Here is a 19,676-nt window from a genome sequence, read left to right as displayed (position 1 = left end):
GCGCGACGTGCCCGAACAAAATGTCACTCCCGCCCGCAAGCAAACCGGGCATATAACCTCTGCAACACCGCATGAATGGTCAAATTCGAGCTCAGTTCATTTGAAGCTCCACGGGCCGAATATTGTCGATCATTGCTCGATACTGCCCAGCACGATCATGAAAACATCGGTGCCAGAGCTCCAGGCTGAGAAGCCCCCAAGTCTTGCGAGAGTATCGGCCAGTCCTATCGAAATTATCCAGAATTACCTCAGCGTTAAAGTAGGCTCGATGGCGGAATGACTCATTGGAAAACACGTCAGTCATGAAATCTCGCAGCGGGCCTGCGCTCCATTCCTTCAGAGGGACCGGGAAACCCATCTTGTCGCGGCGGTGAAGCAGACGCGACGACAGATCGCCACTAAAGCACTCCTTAAGGAAATGCTTCATCTGGCCGCCCTTGAATTTGATATTGGCGGGAATCGTCGCGGCAAGTTCAACAATCGAGTGATCAAGGAGTGGTACGCGCGATTCAAGGCTATGGGCCATCGACATGCGATCCTCGACCTGCAAGAGCGCGGGAAGGAGGCACTTGAAGTCGAAGTGCATCATCGAATCGAGATAGGCCTCCTTGCGCACGTTGCGGGCAGAATTGAAAATCGCGAGGTAGCGTTCGACAACGCCGGCGCGGTCAAGAAGGGACCAATCGACTTCACCAAACACATCTCCTGAGCGATCAATTAGGTTCAGGTAACGCTGGTCCGGCGGCCCAAACAAGCCGCGTGAAAACTGCTGCTGGATGAGCGGCTTATACTCCTGCAAGACTTGCAGATGCGGAATGATTGACTCCGGTGTGACGACGAAGTTGCCGTTCTGATATGTACCGTCGATGGCCGCGTTGATGACCTGTTCGAGGTAAGCGATCAAATAGCGCGCGTAGCCACCAAAGATCTCATCGCCGCCTTGGCCACCGAGCACCACCTTTACCGATTCCGCTGCTAGCTTTGACACCATGAACTGCGGGAACGCCCCTGGTCCGGCGACAGGGGTGTCAAGATGATAGATGACCTGCTCAAGATGAGCCTCGAAGTCAGCAGCTTGAATATCAATTTGCTTCAGTTCGATCCCATTCTCTACGCAGACGAGTTCGGCGTAGGCACTCTCGTCATAACCAGCGTAGTCAGTGAACTTGCCGTGGAAACCGAGATGACCGAAGGATGGACGTCGCGCAGCCAAGACTGCCATTAGGCTTGAGTCAATGCCCCCCGACACGTATGCGCCCACTGGGACATCGGAGCGAAGGTGCATATCAACTGATTCGGATAGGCGCGCACGCATCTCCTCCGCGAACCAGTGCGGCGTGTGATTTAGATCGACGTTGTAGTGGATATCCCAGTACTTTCGAATGATGATTTCGCCGCGCTTGATGACAAGTATGTGTCCTGGCGCAAGACTCATAACGTGCTTGAATAGTGTCTTAGTTCCGATGGTATACTGGAACGTCATATACTCAGCCAAGGCATCCGGCTCAGTTTCTACACCGGGCAAAATCGGAAGCAGCGCCTTGATCTCCGAGGCAAAGTAAAAGATACTGTCGACAATGGCATAGTAGAACGGCTTGATGCCGAAACGATCTCGTACAGCGACAAACTCTTCATCAGTCCAAATAGCGTAAGCAAACATACCGCGTAGCTTAGACACCCCATCCAGGCCCCACTTGGCGTGTGCGGCCAGGATTGTTTCTGTATCTGCTTCGGATTTAAAGGGCCAAAAATCCCTAAGTTCGCTCTTTAGCTCGCGATAGTTGTATATCTCTCCATTGAAACTGATAACGGAGCCATTCTTCCCGACCATAGGCTGTTGGCCGGCCGTCGAGACATCAATAATTGCCAAGCGCCGGTGCGCAAGCCCGCAATCCCGTTTAGGCGAGCACCAATGCCCCTCCCCATCAGGACCACGGTGTGCGATTAGCTTGCCCATAACCGCGAGCGCGCTGTCGAGCTTCGGGATCGGGTTGCCGTCCAAGGCGATGGCACCGGCTATTCCACACATCCAAGCTACCGTCTTTTGAGGTGAGATTTGCAAGCGTCGCTTCAAGGACGCCTGTATCAGCGCTGACAGACCCAAATAAGCTCGCAAAGGCAAACCCGACGATTGAGGCTACCTGACGGCAGTCGCATGGAGGTAGCGTTTTGCGTGCGAGTTCGGGTACGAGAGAATGTAAGATATGGCGTTGATCGAGATTTCTCCGGAAAATTTGGCTGGGTCATGGTAACATACGCTTCCGGCACGAACCGGCTGTACGCCACAGCGAAGAGGACCTCGGTGTGAAGGCTCACGCAACCGCCATTGTTGAGCCCGGCGCACAGATCGACCCTAGCGTCACGATTGGCGCATTCTGCTTCGTCAGCCGGGACGCGGTACTGAGTTCGGGCGTTCACTTACATCCACACGTAGTCATAGAAGGCAAAGTCGAAATTGGAAAGGAAACAAGGATTGGGATTGGAGCAGCAATCCAGGGGCCCGCAATTATTGGATCTCGTACCACAGTGTTCCCCTATGCAGTGATAGGTCAACTGGGGCAATATCCCGAACGACACAATATAGATGGGAAAGTTGAAATTGACAGTGAAGTAACTATTCGCGAATTTGTTGCAATTAATAAATCTGTACTAACAGTGTCCACTAAGATTGGTCGAGGCTGCTATATCATGGCCCGAACACAAGTTGACCATGACTGCGTGCTTGAGCCATTTGTCAAGACAGCCACGGGTGTCACCCTTGGCGGCTCGGTTCATATTGAGGACCATGCCTACCTTGGCATGAATGCAGTCGTGCACCAGGGCTTAAGGATCGGTCGCGCGTGCATGATTGGTATGAATGGTGTGGTGACCGCGCATGTGCCGCCATTTACCATCTTGATAAACCGGCGGATCAGCCGAGTAAACACAATCGGACTTTCGCGCATAGGTGCAAGCCAAGCCGATATCGAAATGATTAAAGCGTTCTACGGAGATCTGAAGGGAAGAAATGAGACAGAATTTGAAATGAGTTCCTGGACTAAGGCTATCACTGCCTTTACTAATCGTGTCAGTCCCGAACCAGTTGCGACTATAGATAGAGAATTCGGCCTCGCATGAGACGGACAAGCCAGATTTTTTTCGATTTAATCTGACTTATATTATGTGGCTGCGAAGAAGTTGGCATATTATTCGAGGTGATGAGGTCAATGAGCTGGCCGATGGCTGTCCATGATCCCTCGACCGTGCGCTCGGCGGCCTTGCGCAACAGCGCCTAGAGCTTGGATAAGGCCCTCTCGATCGGGTTAAAGTCCGGCGAGTAGGGAGGAGGAAGAGTAGCCGCGCGCCAACCGCCTCAACAGCCGCACGCACGGCCGGCCCTCTATGGCGGCCGAGATTGTCCATCACCACAGTGTCGCCGGGAGTGAGTTCAGGCACGAGCACGCGCTCGACGTAAGTCTGGAAGGCGTCGCGGTTGATCGGCCCGTCCAGCACGAACGGCGCTGCAATCCCGGACAGGCGCAGGCCCGCTACCAGGGAAGTGGTCCTCCAGTGATGTGTTGGACGCCCCCGACGGCATCGACGTGCCAGGATGGTGGTGTTGTGAGCCACCGGAGGGAGGCGTCCGTGACAGAGGTTAGCACCATCGGCCTGGATCTGGCCAAGAACATCTCTCAGGCCCACGGCGCGGATGCCGCTGGGCGCCGGTGTTCCGCAAGAAGTTGCGACGCGATCAGGTACTGGCCTTCTTCGCCGCCCAGCGGGGCGATGCGCTTTCGAGAATGCCGCTCGCCCTGCTCGCGCAAGTCGACATGGACGCGCGGCGCGCCGTGGGCCGAGTACGATCCGCGGCGCATAGGGCACGGGCGTCTCACGCGCATCCAGCGCCTGCACGCCATCGAAACCGGCGGCCCGCCCGGGGGCGGCCAGGTAGCGCTCCGCGGGGATGTTCTCGGCCAGGAGCAGGTCATGGCTGTCCAACTCGACGTGCCAGTAGGTGAGATCGGTTAACACCTCACCGCGGGTGATGCTGTTGCCGTTCACCAGATGCCCGACGGCCAAGAATAGGCCATCGACCAGCAAGGCATAGTCGGGCGAGACGAGCAGGTCACGGGCCGGCCGCCCGCCTCGATTCGAACGGGCCGCTCAGATTGCAGGGTGGATCACAAAGCCAGCTGACCAGGTCACTTTCAGTCAACCCAGTCTAAGAGCGCCTAACGGAACCGCTTGATCTGGTTGAGTGTGATGAGACTGGCAGCGAGGCTGATGAAGGCCTCATAGATGTCGGCGCGTCGCTCGTAGCGCACGGGCAGCCGACGGAAGCGGTTGAACCAAGCGTGCGTGCGCTCCACCACCCACCGGTGCCGGCCCAGCCTCTCGCTGCTGTCGATGCCGCGGCGTGCGACGCGCGGGACAATTCCACGCGCCCGGCACTCGTGTCGGCGCGGTTCAGCGTCGTAGGCTTTGTCAGCGTGCAGTTTGTCCGGGCGGTGTCGCGGCCGTCCCCTCCTGCCGTTGCGCACGGATGGTATAGTATCAATGGTCGGTGCCATCATCACGCTGTCGTGCCGGTGGCCCCACTCAGGCGGAAGCCGAGCGGTGTACCGCGCGCGTCGGTGACGACGTGGCGCTTCGTGCCCGCCTTGCCCCGGTCCGTCGGGTTCGGGCCGGTGGCAGAGCCCCTTTTTTGGCCGGGACAGAGGCGCTGTCCAGGCTCGCTCGGCTCCAGTCGATCTCGCCCGCCCCATGCAGGCGCTCCAAGAGCACCTGATGCAGGCGGGCCCATACGCCGGCTGCCTGCCAGTCCCGTAAGCGCCGCCAGCAACTCATTCCGCAGCCGCAGCCCATCTCCGCTGGCAGCATCTCTCACGGAACGCCTGAGCGCAGCACGAACAGAATGCCGGTCAACGCAGCTCGGTTCTCGATCGGCCGCCGACCACCTTTTGGACGTGGGCGGGGCGGCGGCAGAAGGGGCGCAATCTCGGTCCAGAGATCGTCAGGTAGAAGCGGGCGAGCCATGTCGGACAACGCCTGACCCAGCTACCCGTGCCCGTTCTGTTAGGCACTCTTAGCCAGCACCTGACGGTCCCACCCCGCGTTGAGGGCGAGCTTGTTATCGGCCAGCACGTAGGCTCGCCGTTCGGCCGGTCCAAGATGGGAGAGGCGCAAGGCGGGGACGGCGCTTAGACCGAGGAGCTTGGCTGCCTCTACGCGGCCGTGGCCTGCGATGATCTCGTCGTCGTCGGAGACGAGGACGGGATTGGTGAAACCGAACCGCTCGATGCTTCGCGCGATTTGGCGGATCTGAGATTTACAGTGCGTTCGAGCGTTGCCAGAGTAGAATTTGAGCCGGTCTACGGCCATAAATTCCAGGCTTTTTTGCTCATTTGTCGGGTTCGAAAGTAAGTTTTTCATGCAAAACTCTTCGGGATTGCAAGACAGAAAGCGACGACGCTGCGTCGCGCGGGGCAAAACAGAACGATCGATCTTCGATCAGGTCTGCGGCGATCAGATAATCCGCCAGCTCGATATCTCTGGGTCGCCTTTGTGAGGAGCTCGGAGGAACGTGAGCTCTTCATTCCATCTGTCATGCCTGCGGCCGACTGGTGAGGCGACCGCCTGCTTCATAGGACGATGTCAAAGAGTGATGCTGGCGATGGGATCGCGCCTTGCGCATACTTGCGAGGGTAATGCCCTCTACGGGCCGATCCCTGCGCCGAACAAAACAAGAACGTGCCGAGGCTTGTCAATCGAAGCCGAAGCTTGGCAGCGATGGGGGAGGCTGCGCGACGATGACAGTTGCTTCATAGCCACAGCTGCTGCGGTCAACGATGATATCGTGGGCCGTGTTCGAACGCAGGGGGACCTGCATCATCGATCTGGTTGCCGGGAGGGTTGGACCTCCCGACCGGTCATCCCCGAAGGACCCGGCCTCAGCTTGGACGCAAGCGGCGAAACGGCGAGCTGCATGCGGCACAGGCCGAGCAGGATCTCATCCGCTCTTGTCGGTGCCGAACGGCAAGATCGAACCGGACAGGAGAAGCCCATCCCGTGAGGGGCCACGCCCACCTCACCCAGCTTCTGCTGTCGCGGCGCTCCTCAGGATGATGACGGCCGCGGAGATTTGCGGCGGCTCGTTCTCTTGCGGGCGACGCTCAGGTCGCGTCCGGGATCAGCTCGTGCTGTCGTGCCAGCAGGAGCATCGCCTCCATGATCATGTGCGCGCACAGATGCGCGGCCATGTCGTTCACGTCCTGCGGGGGACTGACCGTGTTGAAGTCCATCGCCACGATGTTCAGGCCGCTCAGGCTACGGATCAGCTCGATCCCCTCCCGTGCCGTGAGGCCGCCCCAGGTGGGCGTGCAGACGCCGGGGGCGACCGACGGATCGAAGACATCCATGTCCCAACAGAGATAGACTGACCGTTCGCCGACGGTGCTGCGGAACTCGGCCATGGTTTGCGCGAAGCCACGCCGCAGCAGCGTCTCCGCGGTGACGACGCGGAAACCGAGATGGGCTGCGTGATCGAGGACGCCGCTGCAATAGGTGAACCCGCGCACGCCCACGTGCCAGGATCGCGACGCGTCGACCCAGCCTTCCTCGGCAGCGTTTGTGAACTGTGTCGCCGCGTTGTAGCGATCGTCGAGCTCATATGGGTAGGCGTCCGTGTGGCTGTCGATATGGAGCGCGACGAGGCCCGGGTACCGGCGCCCCGCCGCCCGCATGAGCGCCAGCGACACCGAGCCGTCACCCCCGATCCCGACCGGCACGGCCCCCGCATCGAGGATCGCGCCGGCTGCCGCCTCGATCCGGGGCAGCGCGTCGTCGATCCGCCCTGGCGTGAGCGCCACGTTGCCGCAATCGACCGCACCAAGCAGGCTCAGGACGTCGACATCCGCCAGCGACGGGTGGAACCGGCGGATGAGGCCGGATTGCCGGCGCACGGCGGCCGGGCCCTGCCGCGCCCCGACCCGGAAGGCGTGGGTCCCGCAATCGAACGGCACGCCGAGGATCGCCGCCCGGCATCCGGGACCGGGGCTCCCGACGGGAAGCCCCATGAAGGACTCCGGCGGCGTGAACAGCGGGTCGGTCAAGGCTGCGTGTCCCTCAGGAAATCGAAGGCGGTGAGCGCGTGGACGCGCGCCACCTGGCCGAGTTCGGCGATCGCGGCATACTCGTCGGGACTGCCCATGCCGTGGGGGGTCGGCCCATAGACGACGGTCGGGATGCCGCGCATCCGGAACCAGCGGGCGTCCGAGCCGCCGACCCGCATGTTGACCGCGACCGGGGTGCCCAGGACCTCCTCGGCGGCGGCGGCGCAGAGGCGCACGAGGGGGTGGTCCGGGTCGGTGTGGTTCGGCGCGAAGTTCCGCAGCACGCGCACCGTCAGGCTCGGGTCGTCGAGGGCGCCGTGGATCGCCGCCTCGACCGCCTCCGTCGCCACGCCGACGGGCAGGCGGATATCGAGCGCGGCGCGGGCCCGGGCCGGGACGAGGTTGGGCGAGGTGCCGCCCTCGATCCGGCCGAGATTGACGGTGATGCGGCCGAGCGTCTCCGCCTCGCCGGCCCCGGCCAGGGGCTCGGAGATGGGGCGCGACCGGACAATCGCCTCGATCACGGCCGCGGGCGCGGGGACGGGCACCGCCGCCAGCGCCGCGCCGAGCCGGTCCAGCGCCCCGCGCAGCCGGTCGATCGCGTTGTCGCCGAGGTGGACATGGGCGCCGTGGGCGGGCCGCCCCGCCGCCTCGACCTCGATCCAGAGGAAGCCCTTCTCGCCGAACCGCAGGACGCGCGGCGATCCGGCATCGCCGATGATCACCGCGTCGCCCGAGGCGTGGGGCACGGTGTCGAGCAGCCACCGGGTCCCGAGGGGGCCCATGCTCTCCTCGTCCCCGGCCAGCGTGAGGACGACCTCGCCGGGCCATGCGTCCGCGACGCCGGCGAGCCCGGCGAGGGCGACGATGGAGGCGGCGATCCCGCCCTTCATGTCGGCGGCCCCGCGTCCGTACAGGCGCCCGTCGGCGGTCGCACCGGCCGGATCGACGCTCCAGGCGTCAGTCTCGCCGACGGGGTAGGTGTCGAGATGGCCGTTGAGGACGACGCGCCGCCCGGGCCCCGTGCCTCGGACGCGGGCGACGACGTTCACGATCGCCTCCGCGCTCGCGTGCAGCGTGACCTCGGCCGAGGGCACCGCCTCGCGGATGCAGGCCGCGGCGACTTCGGCGACCGCGCGGGTATCGCCGGGCGGGTTCGGGGAAGCCGCCGCGATGAGCCGCCGCGCGATGGCGGCAACCTCGGGGCCGCGGTCGACGGCGAGGGTGCGTCGGGCGTCGGTGTCATCGTGCGGCAAGGCGGCGCTCCCAGATGCGGATCGATTGCGTCAGCGGCCAGCAGATCGCGAAGTAGATCACCGCGATGAAGGTGAAGATCTCCAATGGCCGGAAGGTCGACGACGAGAGTTCCATCCCTCGCCGCGTGATCTCGCCGACGGAGATCACCGCCGCGAGGGAGGAATATTTTATCAGCTGCACGAAATTGGCCGCGAGCGGCGGCAGGATGAAACGGACCGCCTGCGGCAGGACGATCCGCACGAAACTCTGACCCGGGGTGAGGCCCAGAACCTGCGCCGCCTCCCGCTGCCCGACCGGAACGGCCTGGATGCCGGCCCGAAAAACTTCGGCGATGAAGGCCGAGGAGTAGATCGACAGCCCCAGGATCGCGGCGGCGAAGGCGTCCAGGCGGATCCCGAGGAGGATCGGCAGGACGTAGTAGGCCCACAGGAGCTGGACGAGGATCGGCGTGTTCCGGATGACCTCGCCGTAGATGAGCGCGAGCGCGCGGAGGGGCCAGAAGCGCGAGGCCGACATGACCGCGACGAGGAGGCCGCCCGCCGTCGCGAAGACGAGCGTCAGCCCCGAGATGATCAGAGTCGTCTGAGCGCCCGACAGCAGGAAGGGGAGGTTCGCCGGGATCACGTCCCAGCGGAACTGATAGCTGCCCATCACGGGCGACCTACGGTGCGACGATCGGGCCGAGCCCGTTCTTCTCGGCGAACTTGGCGAGCCGCCCGTCGAGCTTGATCGTGTCCACGAAGAGGTTGACGTAGTTCAGCCAGATCTGGTCGCCCGGCGCGACCACGTAGGCGTAGGGCGTCACCGCCAGCTTCTCCGGCGGCAGCAGGTAGGTGATGCCGGGAAACTCCTTCTTCATGCGCAGCGCGGTGGGGAAGTCGCTCATGATGACGTCGGCCCGGTTCGACATCAGCTCGGCCTGGCTGGTGGCCGGGGGCGCGACGGCGTTGACGGATGCGGTCTTGAGATAGCCCCGCATGAACGGCTCGATGTAGGAGCCGAGCGTAACCGCGGCGGTGATGCCCTTCTTGTCGATGTCGTCCCACTGCTTGATCGGGCCGCCCTCCTTCACCACCGCGTAGACGTTGGTGATGAGGTAGGGCTTCGAGAACTCGACGGCCTGCGCCCGCTTCATCGTCGCCCCGACGCCGAACATCCCGATGTCGCACTTGTTGGCCTGCAGATCCGCGATGAAGGTGCCGAAGGCCGTCTCGACGACCTCGAGCTTCACCCCCATGTCCTTCGCCAATTCCTTCATCAGGTCGGCGTCGATGCCCTCCAGCTCCCCGGTGGCGGGGTTGCGGAACGAGATCGCGTAGTAGAGCGGCCAAGTGCAGACCCGCAGCCGGCCGGATTTGGTGACTTCGTAGAGGTGTGACTGCGTCTGCTGAGCGGCGGCGGGGGGCGCCGAGCCGAGCAGGGTGAACCCGCCGAGGAACGCCGCGAGGAGCCCGGTGAAACGACGCGTCATGGTGCAAACCTCCGTGTGAATGCGGCTGTCGATCAGTCCTCGAACTGCGCCAGGAAGCGGCGCGCGCGATCCGTGTGGGGTGCGGCGAAGAAGGCCTTCGGCTCGCCCTCCTCGATGATCCGGCCGCCATCCATGAAGACGACGCGGCTGCCGACCCTCTCGGCGAAGCCCATCTCGTGGGTCACGACCATCATGGTCATGCCCTCGCCGGCAAGATCGCGCATCACCGTCAGCACCTCGCGCCGCAGTTCCGGGTCGAGGGCGCTCGTCGGCTCGTCGAACAGGAGCACCGCCGGGCGCATAGCCAGGGCGCGGGCGATGGCGACGCGCTGCTGCTGGCCGCCGGACAGGCGACCCGGATAGGCGTCGCGCTTGTCGGACAGGCCGACCTTGGCGAGGAGCGCCTCGGCGCGGGCCACGGCCTCGTCGCGCGTCAGCCCTCGCACCCGCATCGGCGCCTCGATGACGTTGGCCAGGACACTCATGTGCGGCCACAGATTGAAGTGCTGGAACACCATGCCGATGTCGGGACGCACCGCGCGGGCTGCCCGCGCCACCGTCCGGTTCGGCTGCCCGCCCGCGACGACCCGGTCGTGCATGAGCACGCGGCCGCGGTCCGGTGCGGCGAGGAGGGCGAGGCAGCGCAGCAGCGTGGTCTTGCCCGAGCCGCTCGGCCCGATGACGCACACCACCTCCTGCTCGTGCAGCGTGAGATCCACGGCGTCGAGGACGCGGTGCGACCCGAACGCCTTCCCGATCTCCTGTCCCTCGAGGATCCGCCGGGCCACAATCGCCATGACTCATCACCATCCGTGATGCATGCAGACTGGCGCATTTCTCCTGTGCGTGTCACGCCTAAATTGTAGTCTTGAGCCGAGAGCCGGTGATGCTCGATAAATCATTGTTATGGACCTGCGTCAGATCGAGCTCTTCACCGCCATCATCGAGCACGGGAGCCTCACGGCGGCGGCCCGCGCCCTCGGCGTGACGCAGCCGGCGGTCAGCGCCGGGCTGGCGCGACTTGAACGGGCGGTCGGCTTCTCGCTGTTCCGCCGGGATGGGCGGCAGGTTGTGCCGACCGCGGAGGCGACTCTCCTCTACGAGGAGGCCGTCCGGGCGCTGGCCGGTGTCGCGCAGCTCGATGACGCCGCCGCCGCCATCGCGGCCGCCGCGCGCGGCTCTCTGACGGTGGCGACCAACCCGAGCCCCGGGATTGCCTGGCTGCCCCGCATCGTCGCGGAGTTTCACCGGACCCGGCCCGACGTCTCGCTCAATCTCCTGACCCGCTCCTCACGCGAGGTCCGCGACCTCGTGGCGGCCCGTGCCTTCGATTTGGGCATCGCCGAGCCGCCCTTCGACAAGAAGGACAGCGTCGTCCGCCGCTATCGATTCGCCGCGGTGGCGGCCCTCAAGGCCGATCATCCCCTGGCCGCGCATGAGACGTTGACGCCTGCGCTCCTCGACGCGGCGCCCATGATCGGGCTGCTGCCCTCGCACGGGACCACTCCCGCCATCGCTCAGGCCTTCGCCGCGGATGGGTCGGAGCTGCGGATCGTGATCCGGTGCGAGTTCTTCGCGACCGCGCTCAACCTCGCGGCCGAGGGGGCGGGGATCGCCATCGTCGACCCGATCAGCGCCGCTTGCCACGCGGCGCCCGACATCGCCATCCGCCCCTTCGCGCCGCGCATCACCTACGAGGTAGCCGTTCTGAAGCCGGCCCAGAGCGGCCTCTCACGCCTCGCCGAGGCATTCGCCACGGCCATCGATCGGCATGTTCGTCCCTATCTGATGGAGCAAAGCCCATGACGCTGTCGGAGCCTCTGCCCGCCTCCGTCGCCGCCGGGATCCTGTCCGACCGGCTCCTGCCAGCGGAATTCGCGGCGCTCTGCGATTGCGGCGGCCGCCTTGCGGGTTCGCCCTCGGAGGCCGCGGCGCGCGAGCTCGTCCGGCGCCTCGGCGAGTCGGCGACGGGACGTCCCGCCGAGACCGTGCCGACGCCCTATGACGGATGGCAGGCCGCCTCCACCACGCTGGAGGTCGTGGAGGGAGCGCGCGTCGTCTCGCTCGGCTGCCACCCACTCGTGCGCACCGTCGCCACGCCACCATCGGGACTGGAGGCGGAGGTCGTGCCCGTCGGACGCGGCACGGAAGCGGAGTTCGCCGCGCTCGCCCCGGTGCTGGCCGGCCGCATCGCCCTGGTGCGGCACGAATACATGTTCGCGGCGGGGCACATCCACCGGCGGCTGAAGTACGCCTGGGCGCAGCAGGCCGGTGCCGTGGGCTTCCTGATCGCCGGACCTCTGCCGACACGCCCGGTCGCGGGTTCATGTGGCCGCGGCCGCGAAGACGGGATCCCCGCCCTCGGTATCACACCCGAAGCTGCGGCTCGCCTCGCGCCGAGAGGATCCGGCTACACCCTGGCCCGCCTCAGGATTGCCGCGGACGAGTTTGCCGACAGTACGGACGCGATCCTGTTCGATCTGCCGGGAAAAACGGCCGAGACCGTCGTGCTGAGCGCGCATCTCGACGGCCACGACCTCGCCGAGAGTGCCATCGACAATGCCACCGGTATCGCGGCGGCGCTCGCAGTGGCGCGGGCGCTTGCACCCCATGCGGGTTGCTTCCGGCGTGGGTTGCGCCTCGCCTTCTTCAGTGCCGAGGAATGGGCGTTGACGGGCTCGCGTGTTTACCTTGAACACCTGCCCACGGCCGATCGCGAGACGCTCGCCCTGAACATCAATCTCGACTCCGTCGCCGGCTCCGACCACCTGACGGCCCTTTGCAGCGGGTCTTCGAAGCTCGCGACCTGGGTCGAGCGGAGATCAAGCGCGGCCGGCGTCCCGGTCAGGACGTACCTGCCGCACATGGCCAACTCGGACCATGCCAACTTCGCCAAGCACAACATCCCCGCCTTACGCCTCGTGGCGGGCTTCGACGAGCTCGATTCCAATCTCAAACATGTTCTGACAGCGGCCGATACGCGGGATAAGGTTGGAGAGGGCCAATTACGACTCGCGGCCCTCGCCGCTGCTATCCTCGTGTGGTCCGCTCTCACGGATGAACACCTGGTCTCCTGAGCTGCTCGTCGAAGCCTCTTGCAGATCAGCCGGTGGAGCGCTCTTCAGGATCGACTCCGCCAGAGGGGTCGTCACGGGGGACGTCAACGCGCTCGGCCTCTATTCTTGCTTGATCGTCAACTCCTGCGGTCCGGACTGATCCTCTCAATCAACCCGGTCCAAAGCCAATTGGTCAGGGCCGGCCAGAGGATGGAATTCGAAGTCGCCGCGCAAAGCATCCAGGGCGGAGAATGCCAGAGACATATCATGCGCGTTGCAATTTCCGACGAACAGAACCTGCTTCCGGATTGTCTGAGCCATACCCACGCGCGCCGATATTCAGCGGAGACAAGCTGCTTGTCCCCTGTAGCGACCTGGATTTCGCGCTGCGGGACTGCTGCGGCGACCTACGCGGATTCACCTTACTCTCGATCGAGACAGGCGGAGAACCGCTCACCCGCGACTGCGCGACCACCGACGGGACGCTCGGGTGTCGACATCTGCCGGCCCATTCTCTGTAGGGATCTGGGTCGAGGCCGAGACGCGGATGATACGCCGACCGTCAACGATACGCTCCTCCCCGGCTCCGTCCGTCATCAATGCGACCGGCTCGACCGCCGCAATGCCTGACTCGGAGACCAGCGAACGCCTGCCGGGTCCTCGTATACTCTCGCGGCTCCGCCGAGCGGGCGGACGAGCGCGCCGCAACCAAGCTGTGAGGTAGTGCAGGGCGTAGCTCGTGGCGTCGACCTGATCATCGTGCCGGCCGTTCGGGAAGGCCAACAATTCGGCTTCATAGACGCCGAGCCAAGATGCCTCCTGAGGCAAGTGCACGCGTCCCTCTTCGAAGCGCGCCGACTGCGCCTCGCAGCGCGCCACTTTATCGAGTCGTGCCGGCAACAGAACCGGACGCAGCGCGCTGGTGCGGCGCAGATCTTGGAGCAGCGCGTAGCCGAGCGCGGTCTTCTCGATCAAGGTGACGTCCGCATCCCAACGCTCGCTCAGTTGCAGCACGGCACGCCGCAGCTGAGGGAATTCGAGGCGCTGGCGGACCGCGTCGAGCAGGTAGAAGTTCTGGTCGCAGACGCCCCACACCAGCCCGACTGACCAATCGCTTGTCTCACCCAGAGTCGAAGCCGTGTCCCAAGCGACGATGATCCGGTCCAGCGCGACCGGTCGCTCACGGTAGAACCTGAGCCACTCGCGCCGGATCAGATTGCCGCCTGCCGGCGTCGGTGCCTGCTGGTACTGCGCCTCGAAAGTGCGCGAGCCGAGTTCGCGGCGCAAACCCTCGAGCAGATCGCGCGGCTCTCGGTCCGGCTGGAGGGCATCTCCGCAGCGGCGCCGATGCACGTGGCCTGGACGTGCACTGAGCTGAAACACCCCATCCTCGACGGCGATCGCCGGCAGGTGGACGACCTGCCAATCTTCCGGAGCGCGCTCGAGCAGGTGGCCGCTGAGATCCGCCTCGTGCAGGCGCTGCATGACCAGCACGATCGCGCCGCGCCGCTTGTCGTTCAAACGTGAGACCAGCGTTCCCTCGTAGTACTCGATCGCCCGACGTCGATCGGCCTCTGAAGTGGCGCTGGAGGCCTTCATCGGGTCGTCGAGGATGATGACGTCAGCACCGCGCCCAGTCAGCGCGCCTCCCAGGCCGAAGGCCAGGCGTCCGCCCTTGAGCGTAGTCACGAGCTCGACGTCGCGCTGGCGGCGGGCGACGAGTTCGCAGGACGGAAATAGCTCACGGAACCAGTCGCTCTCCATTATGTGACGCGTGTCGATCGCGTGCTTGCGCGCGAGATCGGCGGCGTAAGACGCGCAGAGGATACGCTTGGTGGGATCCCGACCTAGAAGCCAAGCGGTGAAGGCGACCGAGACTGTGATCGACTTCATCGAGCGTGGCGGCACGTTGATGATCAGGCGGCGCACCTCGCCGCTGGCCACGCGCCCGAGCTGCCATGCCAAGTGATCGAGGTGCCAGCTGTGACAGTAAGGCGTCCCGGGCTCAAGCGCATGGAACGTCTTCTGAGCAAAAGCAGCGAGGTTCTGGCGCAGCAAAGCGCGCAGGAGACGCTGCCGGTCACTCACGGCCGCTCTTCCCATCATCATCGCACCTATTTGCAGGCACGCTCTTGGCGTCGAGCACATCGGGGCAATGAGTGCGCAGGATCGTCTCGTCTTCAACCGACGTTTCTTCGTTTGTGACCGAGACAGACTCGTCGACGGCCATGCGAACGAGTTGATCGATGACATCTCTTATGACTTTAGGATCACCCTTGAGCGCGAGTTCCGCTTGCTTCTTCAAGAGCGCGGCAAAGCGGCTAACGTGACGTTCGCGGCCTCCCTCGACGATCTTGATAGTCTCTTCCAGCCACTGCGTCGCGAGCAGCGCGCGAAGTGTCGAGCGGTTGAGGCTACCCTTAGGTCTCCCCTCGGGATTACCGCTCTGTCCTTTGCGAAAGCGTGTCCGCCTGGGAGGGCGTTTGTAGCCGACACGCTCAACGTCCTCTGTGATTTCAGAGGAGGCCTCTGCCCCAAGGAAGCCGTCGGGATGCTCGTCATCAACGTTTTTCATGGCGATCTCCAGCGAAGCGCCATGCCTCTCTGATGAGGCATGACACGGTTGCGCCGGAATGCCGCTCATTCGAGCGATGACGTCTGACCCGCACGACAGCGGAGCGTCTTCCCGATTGCGTCTACCGTTGAATGCGCATCACAGCGATGCACTGTCTCGTTGTTATTCGAAGAATTCGCACAAGTCAATTATTTCTTGTGTGATCCGAATGTATTTTTTGATATATCGATGTCATGATTATGAAATATGCAAGTCGCGGCGATGGCTCGAGGCACATTGCGTCGAACCATCGCTATTCGCTTTTTGCCATCACGACTACGAGACGGGGCGTTCGTTGTTTGCTAAGAATTTGACGGCCTCACCCGTGTTCGCACCCGAGGCTCGGCCTTTGCAGCGGAAATCATTGTGGCTGGCGGGAATGACTGAACCGAGGCCGCGCCTTTCCGCGCTTCAGCAAAGCGACGCTCCGCCAGTTGCGCTAGGGTCAGCCCCGTCTCAAGATGCACAGCTTCGCGGCCTGAAACTTCCTCGAAGCGCCGGATCGCGATCTCGGCATAGCGTGGCTCGTACTCCACGGCTCGGACGCGCCGGCCCGTCCGCTCTCCGGCCAAGATCGTAGTGCCGGAGCCGACAAAGGTGTCGAGGACGAGCGCGTCGCGCCGGCTAACATCCTTGAGTGCATCGACCACGAGCTGCGTCGGCTTGACCGTCGGGTGATCGCCGAGGTCATCCAGGCGTCCGGACCTGAAGGCGTTGGCCCCCGCATAGGTCCAGACGTTCGACCGATTGCGCCCAAACCGGCCCATCTGGACGTTGTCGCGATGGGATGCATCTCCAACCCGAAAGACGCCGATCAGCTCGTGCTGGTTACGATACAACCCACCCTGACCCGCGTTGGTCTTCACCCATGTGATCAAGTTGAGGTACGCGCCGTAAACGCGCTCTCCGGCCTCGACGAGGTCGCGGACATGCTTCCAATCGATACAAACGAAGTGCACCGCCCCAGGCACCGCGACCCGGGCGGCGTTGCCGAGGGCAGATCCGAGGAAGGCAACGAACTCGGCTTGGGTCATCTCACCTGACGCGAAGGCGAAGTCAGGGTGACGGATTCGACCCCGGCCCCCGGTCGAACGCACAGGCACATTGTAGGGCGGATCTAGGAACGCAACCTCGGCTTTCTCGCCGCTCATGAGGCGGTCGAGGAGATCGACATCGCGCGCTTCACCGACGGCCAACCGATGCGCGCCGAGGCTAAACATATCGCCGCCCCGGAGGCAGGACGCCGCCGGTGCAAGCGACGGATCGGTCGCTTCGGCGGCTGCGTTGCCACCATCCTCGTAATCGATCACGAGTGCGTCGATCTCTGCGACCTCGAAGCCAGAATCACAGAGGGTGAGCCCGGCTTCCTCGAAGAGCAGCGTCAGTTCGGGAATCTGGCTTGCCAACGCCTTGCGGTCGAGGCGAGCATCCAAGCCAACGCGATTGTCGCTCAGCAGGAACGACCGCTTCTGAGCTTCCGATAGATTGAAGACCTGGACAACTGGCATGCAGTCGAGGCCAAGCGCTCTGGCGGCCGCAAGGCGGCCATGGCCTGCAAGGATCACGTAATGCTCGTCGATGACGGCCGGCGCCAGCTGTCCGCCAACTTCGAGGGCACGACTAAGCTTCTTTACCTGCCGCGATGAGTGGATCTGCACGCGATGCGGATTTTCGACCAAGCTCGCAACCGGAGCAAGTCCATAGCGCCCCTCCAGCCCCGGCCCGATGGGTATACGCGGCGCTTCATCGAGGGTGATCGCGTTGGCGTGTGCTGCGCAGGGCACAAGTCCGACCGTCGTATCGGCAAGACGGGCTGGTTGTTGTTTTGACATCGTAGCCTCCAAGGCTGACCCAGCGATGGAGACCGATGTTGACTGAGAGGAACGACAGCATGCGCAGCCACCAGTCGCCAAGCGACTGCGAAGTCGCTCGCGCCAAACCGATGCTGCTCAGGGCTCCAACACCCCATGCTGCTTCATGTGATATGACTACGGGCCGCCGAATGCCTCAGGGCAAATCGGTCCCGGATGCCCCATCGGATCTGAGTCGTCTCCGACAGGCGTACCAAGAGGTGACGCATTCGACCGTTCAAAGCAAGCTGAATTTTGGCTTCTGAACAGGACCACGCCGAAGGCGGGCTTATGCGATGTCAGAGCGGCAGATCCGGAATCAAAGAAGTCCGGTGGACTGGAAATACAGCTCGCGAAGGCGAGAACGTCGCCTTGGAACGCTCAGCCCGGCGTGAGATCCATTTACTTGCCCCGTCTATCCAGACGCGCTCCTGTCTCGCGACAGACGATGCCACCTCCGATCAGCCGCTTGAACGGGCTCGCCTTCCCGCCTGGAAACGGCCGGCGGTGGGGATCGGCGATGCCGGCGTGCCGATCCCGCACTCGCCGCACCCGAGCGATTATGCCGACATCCACCACTGTTTTGGCCGCGTGGCAGGGTCGGCACAGCACCTGGCAGTTCTCCAACGAAGCATCTTCCGTCAGCGCCGCTGGGATGATGTGGTCGTAGTGGAAGTGCCCGACCTGCAGCGCGCACGGACAGCGGCTGCCGTCCGTGAGTATACCCTCACAGCGTCCGTCAGCTCGGGCGAGGGCGGCGCGCAGCACCGCCTTGCTGAACTCTCGCCGCGCCATCACGCCACCCCCGCAGAGGTGCGCGTGGTCGGCCCGCCCAGGTCAGCTGCGATCTCGGCGCGTTCATGCGTGGTCTGGGCAAGCCGGTAGGCGTGCAACTCGCGCGCGCCACGTCCTGCACAAGCAGCGAGCCAGCCGAGAAAGCCGACATCGCCGGCCTCGCAGGGACGAGCCGCGACGATCGTAGCTTGTCCGTCGTGCTCATCCCGAGCGACCGCGAGGATGACGGCCGAGTGCCCGGCGACAGGGTCAGCCGCATCGAGCGGTTGAACGACTACGACGTAGCGCCGACCGGAGCGCCCACGCCAGACGCTCATGGCGAGTGCGGGGCCACCACGCAGGCCAGCACTCGTCCGCAGGCGCTCCTCACGCACGGGCGAGCGCACGGAGCGGTCGGCCTTCAACTCGCGCAGGGCAGCCGCCCAGGAGATGTTGCGGTTCGACATGGCCGCCCTCACGCCGATCGGGTGTGAGATGCCGACCGGCATGGAGCCGATAGTCGCCGACGGTACGCCACTCCTCTGGATCGGCCATAAGGACGCGAGGGGAGGGGGCGGAGCTGAACCGAACGGCGTGAGCACATGATGCGCCTCGAGCTGGCGGCGGGATCTGCCCCGCCACTGCCCCGACCCCGCACGCGGCCTCATGAGCCTGCGGGGCAACGCGATTATCAGACCTCAGCGCGCCTGTTGTCGGAACGCCTTAGCCAGTCGCTACCGCGGCGATCATCCTGAGCAGCCTTCGCGTCTCGAGGCATGTCACGCGCTGCAACGCTTCGGCCTGCCGCCGCCAAACCTCGGCAGCGCTCGCCCCACGCCCATCTTGGGCGCGCCATGCGGCTGCGCTGCAGGTCATGATCAAATCCGCAACCACGCTCCCACCATTCAAAGGCATGTCGTGTGCGAATCGATCGATGACGCTGCTCGGATCAACCATGCTCAAGATTTTTTCGTCCCGGCTTACAAGAGCTATTGCTTCGCGGCACATCTATTCACGCTCCGATCGCCGCCGCAGTCCAGTCAAATATTGCCGACAGCTCGACATTATTTTTGAGCCTGACGATTTGGATCGAGTAGGCTGCTCGGGCGCCGATCGCGCGACCGGGGATAAGGAACGCACCGAGTTCTTTGCGCAGCCCTCAGAGCTCTGACGCGATCAGGTAGTTCATGGCTCCCACCGGTCGGCTGGCGGCCGTGTCCGTCTCTCACTCGCGCCGACTGTTGATCGACCTGGGCAAGGTCGAGAGCCCGGGACCGAGGTTGGCGGCCAACTTACGACGGGATGGGACCGTATCGGAAGGAGGGAAAGCCCAGCCCGACCCGCTCGGTCGCAGGCGGCGTATCGCGACCGTGATTGCTGTCAGGCGCTGCGGGCGCCGGCTGCAGCTCGGCCCGAACAGTCCCATGACCTCGACCGGCGCGACATCGACCGCGGATTCCCACCTCGATTCTGGCGCCACCAAAGCAGCTAGGCTGGCGCGCGCTGGGTCAAAGCGGCGTTGAATGCCGCCACAGCCGTGCTGGGTAACGGGCAGCAACCCCT

16 protein-coding genes and 4 pseudogenes are annotated in these 19,676 nt (G+C 64.0%); 5 read left to right on the top strand and 15 right to left on the bottom strand.

Annotation, left to right across the window (positions count from 1 at the left end; all coding sequences use genetic code 11):
• Positions 1-91 precede the first annotated feature (91 nt).
• Positions 92-2,074 (bottom strand): asparagine synthase (glutamine-hydrolyzing), encoded by a 1,983-nt coding sequence (asnB, locus tag ACLBX9_RS04035; RefSeq protein WP_447717991.1) that lies wholly within the window; start codon positions 2,072-2,074, stop codon positions 92-94.
• A gap of 230 nt (positions 2,075-2,304) precedes the next feature.
• Between asnB and ACLBX9_RS04030 the strand changes: the two genes are divergently transcribed.
• Positions 2,305-3,117, top strand: coding sequence for a hypothetical protein (locus tag ACLBX9_RS04030; protein WP_447717990.1), 813 nt, complete (start codon positions 2,305-2,307; stop codon positions 3,115-3,117).
• A gap of 41 nt (positions 3,118-3,158) precedes the next feature.
• Here ACLBX9_RS04030 and ACLBX9_RS04025 read toward each other — a convergent pair.
• A pseudogene (locus tag ACLBX9_RS04025) lies at positions 3,159-3,579 on the bottom strand (transposase); the annotation flags it as partial.
• Positions 3,580-3,624: 45 nt separating this feature from the next.
• Here ACLBX9_RS04025 and ACLBX9_RS04020 point away from each other — a divergent pair.
• Positions 3,625-3,749: pseudogene (locus ACLBX9_RS04020) on the top strand (IS110 family transposase); the annotation flags it as partial.
• A 232-nt stretch (positions 3,750-3,981) separates the two neighbouring features.
• Here the strand turns inward: ACLBX9_RS04020 and ACLBX9_RS04015 are convergent.
• From ACLBX9_RS04015 to ACLBX9_RS03980, 8 genes and pseudogenes are all read right to left on the bottom strand, one after another.
• A pseudogene (locus tag ACLBX9_RS04015) lies at positions 3,982-4,080 on the bottom strand (hypothetical protein); the annotation flags it as partial.
• A gap of 131 nt (positions 4,081-4,211) precedes the next feature.
• Positions 4,212-5,016: pseudogene (locus ACLBX9_RS04010) on the bottom strand (IS5 family transposase).
• A gap of 39 nt (positions 5,017-5,055) precedes the next feature.
• Entirely contained in the window at positions 5,056-5,412 is a 357-nt protein-coding gene (locus tag ACLBX9_RS04005; protein ID WP_447717989.1) for a ParB/Srx family N-terminal domain-containing protein, read from the bottom strand.
• A 740-nt stretch (positions 5,413-6,152) separates the two neighbouring features.
• Positions 6,153-7,091, bottom strand: coding sequence for an arginase family protein (locus ACLBX9_RS04000; RefSeq protein ID WP_447717988.1), 939 nt, complete (start codon positions 7,089-7,091; stop codon positions 6,153-6,155).
• Positions 7,088-8,347 carry a M20/M25/M40 family metallo-hydrolase gene (locus ACLBX9_RS03995; protein WP_447717987.1) on the bottom strand — a complete coding sequence of 420 codons (1,260 nt, stop codon included), beginning with the start codon at positions 8,345-8,347 and terminating at the stop codon, positions 7,088-7,090. The genes ACLBX9_RS04000 and ACLBX9_RS03995 overlap by 4 nt, the downstream gene beginning before the upstream one ends.
• Positions 8,334-8,999, bottom strand: coding sequence for an amino acid ABC transporter permease (locus ACLBX9_RS03990; protein ID WP_447717986.1), 666 nt, complete (start codon positions 8,997-8,999; stop codon positions 8,334-8,336). Before ACLBX9_RS03990 ends, ACLBX9_RS03995 begins: the two co-directional genes overlap by 14 nt.
• Before the next feature lie 10 nt (positions 9,000-9,009).
• The gene (locus tag ACLBX9_RS03985; RefSeq protein WP_010685075.1) at positions 9,010-9,819 is read right to left on the bottom strand and encodes an ABC transporter substrate-binding protein; all 810 of its coding nucleotides are present in this window, start codon (positions 9,817-9,819) and stop codon (positions 9,010-9,012) included.
• Between the two features lie 32 nt (positions 9,820-9,851).
• Positions 9,852-10,616, bottom strand: coding sequence for an amino acid ABC transporter ATP-binding protein (locus ACLBX9_RS03980; RefSeq protein WP_447717985.1), 765 nt, complete (start codon positions 10,614-10,616; stop codon positions 9,852-9,854).
• A gap of 109 nt (positions 10,617-10,725) precedes the next feature.
• Here ACLBX9_RS03980 and ACLBX9_RS03975 point away from each other — a divergent pair, with 109 nt between their 5' ends.
• Both ACLBX9_RS03975 and ACLBX9_RS03970 read left to right on the top strand, forming a co-directional pair.
• Positions 10,726-11,625 carry a LysR family transcriptional regulator gene (locus ACLBX9_RS03975; protein ID WP_010685077.1) on the top strand — a complete coding sequence of 300 codons (900 nt, stop codon included), beginning with the start codon at positions 10,726-10,728 and terminating at the stop codon, positions 11,623-11,625.
• Positions 11,622-12,896, top strand: coding sequence for a M28 family peptidase (locus ACLBX9_RS03970; RefSeq protein WP_447717984.1), 1,275 nt, complete (start codon positions 11,622-11,624; stop codon positions 12,894-12,896). Before ACLBX9_RS03975 ends, ACLBX9_RS03970 begins: the two co-directional genes overlap by 4 nt.
• A gap of 432 nt (positions 12,897-13,328) precedes the next feature.
• Here ACLBX9_RS03970 and terL read toward each other — a convergent pair whose 3' ends face one another.
• From terL to ACLBX9_RS03945, 5 genes are all read right to left on the bottom strand, one after another.
• The gene (gene terL, locus ACLBX9_RS03965; protein WP_447717983.1) at positions 13,329-14,963 is read right to left on the bottom strand and encodes a phage terminase large subunit; all 1,635 of its coding nucleotides are present in this window, start codon (positions 14,961-14,963) and stop codon (positions 13,329-13,331) included.
• A complete protein-coding gene (locus tag ACLBX9_RS03960; RefSeq protein ID WP_447717982.1) occupies positions 14,956-15,450 on the bottom strand; it encodes a DUF5681 domain-containing protein in 495 nt (164 codons plus the stop codon). The genes terL and ACLBX9_RS03960 overlap by 8 nt, the downstream gene beginning before the upstream one ends.
• Before the next feature lie 341 nt (positions 15,451-15,791).
• Positions 15,792-17,321, bottom strand: a complete 1,530-nt coding sequence (locus ACLBX9_RS03955; RefSeq protein ID WP_447717981.1) for a site-specific DNA-methyltransferase — start codon at positions 17,319-17,321, stop codon at positions 15,792-15,794.
• 420 nt (positions 17,322-17,741) lie between these two features.
• Positions 17,742-18,134, bottom strand: coding sequence for an HNH endonuclease signature motif containing protein (locus tag ACLBX9_RS03950; protein WP_447717980.1), 393 nt, complete (start codon positions 18,132-18,134; stop codon positions 17,742-17,744).
• On the bottom strand, positions 18,134-18,580 hold the full coding sequence (locus ACLBX9_RS03945) for a hypothetical protein (RefSeq protein WP_447717979.1): 447 nt from the start codon (positions 18,578-18,580) through the stop codon (positions 18,134-18,136). Before ACLBX9_RS03945 ends, ACLBX9_RS03950 begins: the two co-directional genes overlap by 1 nt.
• Positions 18,581-19,047: 467 nt before the next feature.
• On the opposite strand from ACLBX9_RS03945, the gene ACLBX9_RS03940 reads away from it, so the two are divergent.
• Complete coding sequence (locus ACLBX9_RS03940; RefSeq protein ID WP_447717978.1) at positions 19,048-19,284, top strand: hypothetical protein; 237 nt, start codon at positions 19,048-19,050, stop codon at positions 19,282-19,284.
• The last annotated feature ends 392 nt before the right edge of the window (positions 19,285-19,676 follow it).

This window comes from Methylobacterium sp. A49B, from assembly GCF_053346215.1.
This window is presented reverse-complemented; position numbering and strand designations above follow the sequence as displayed.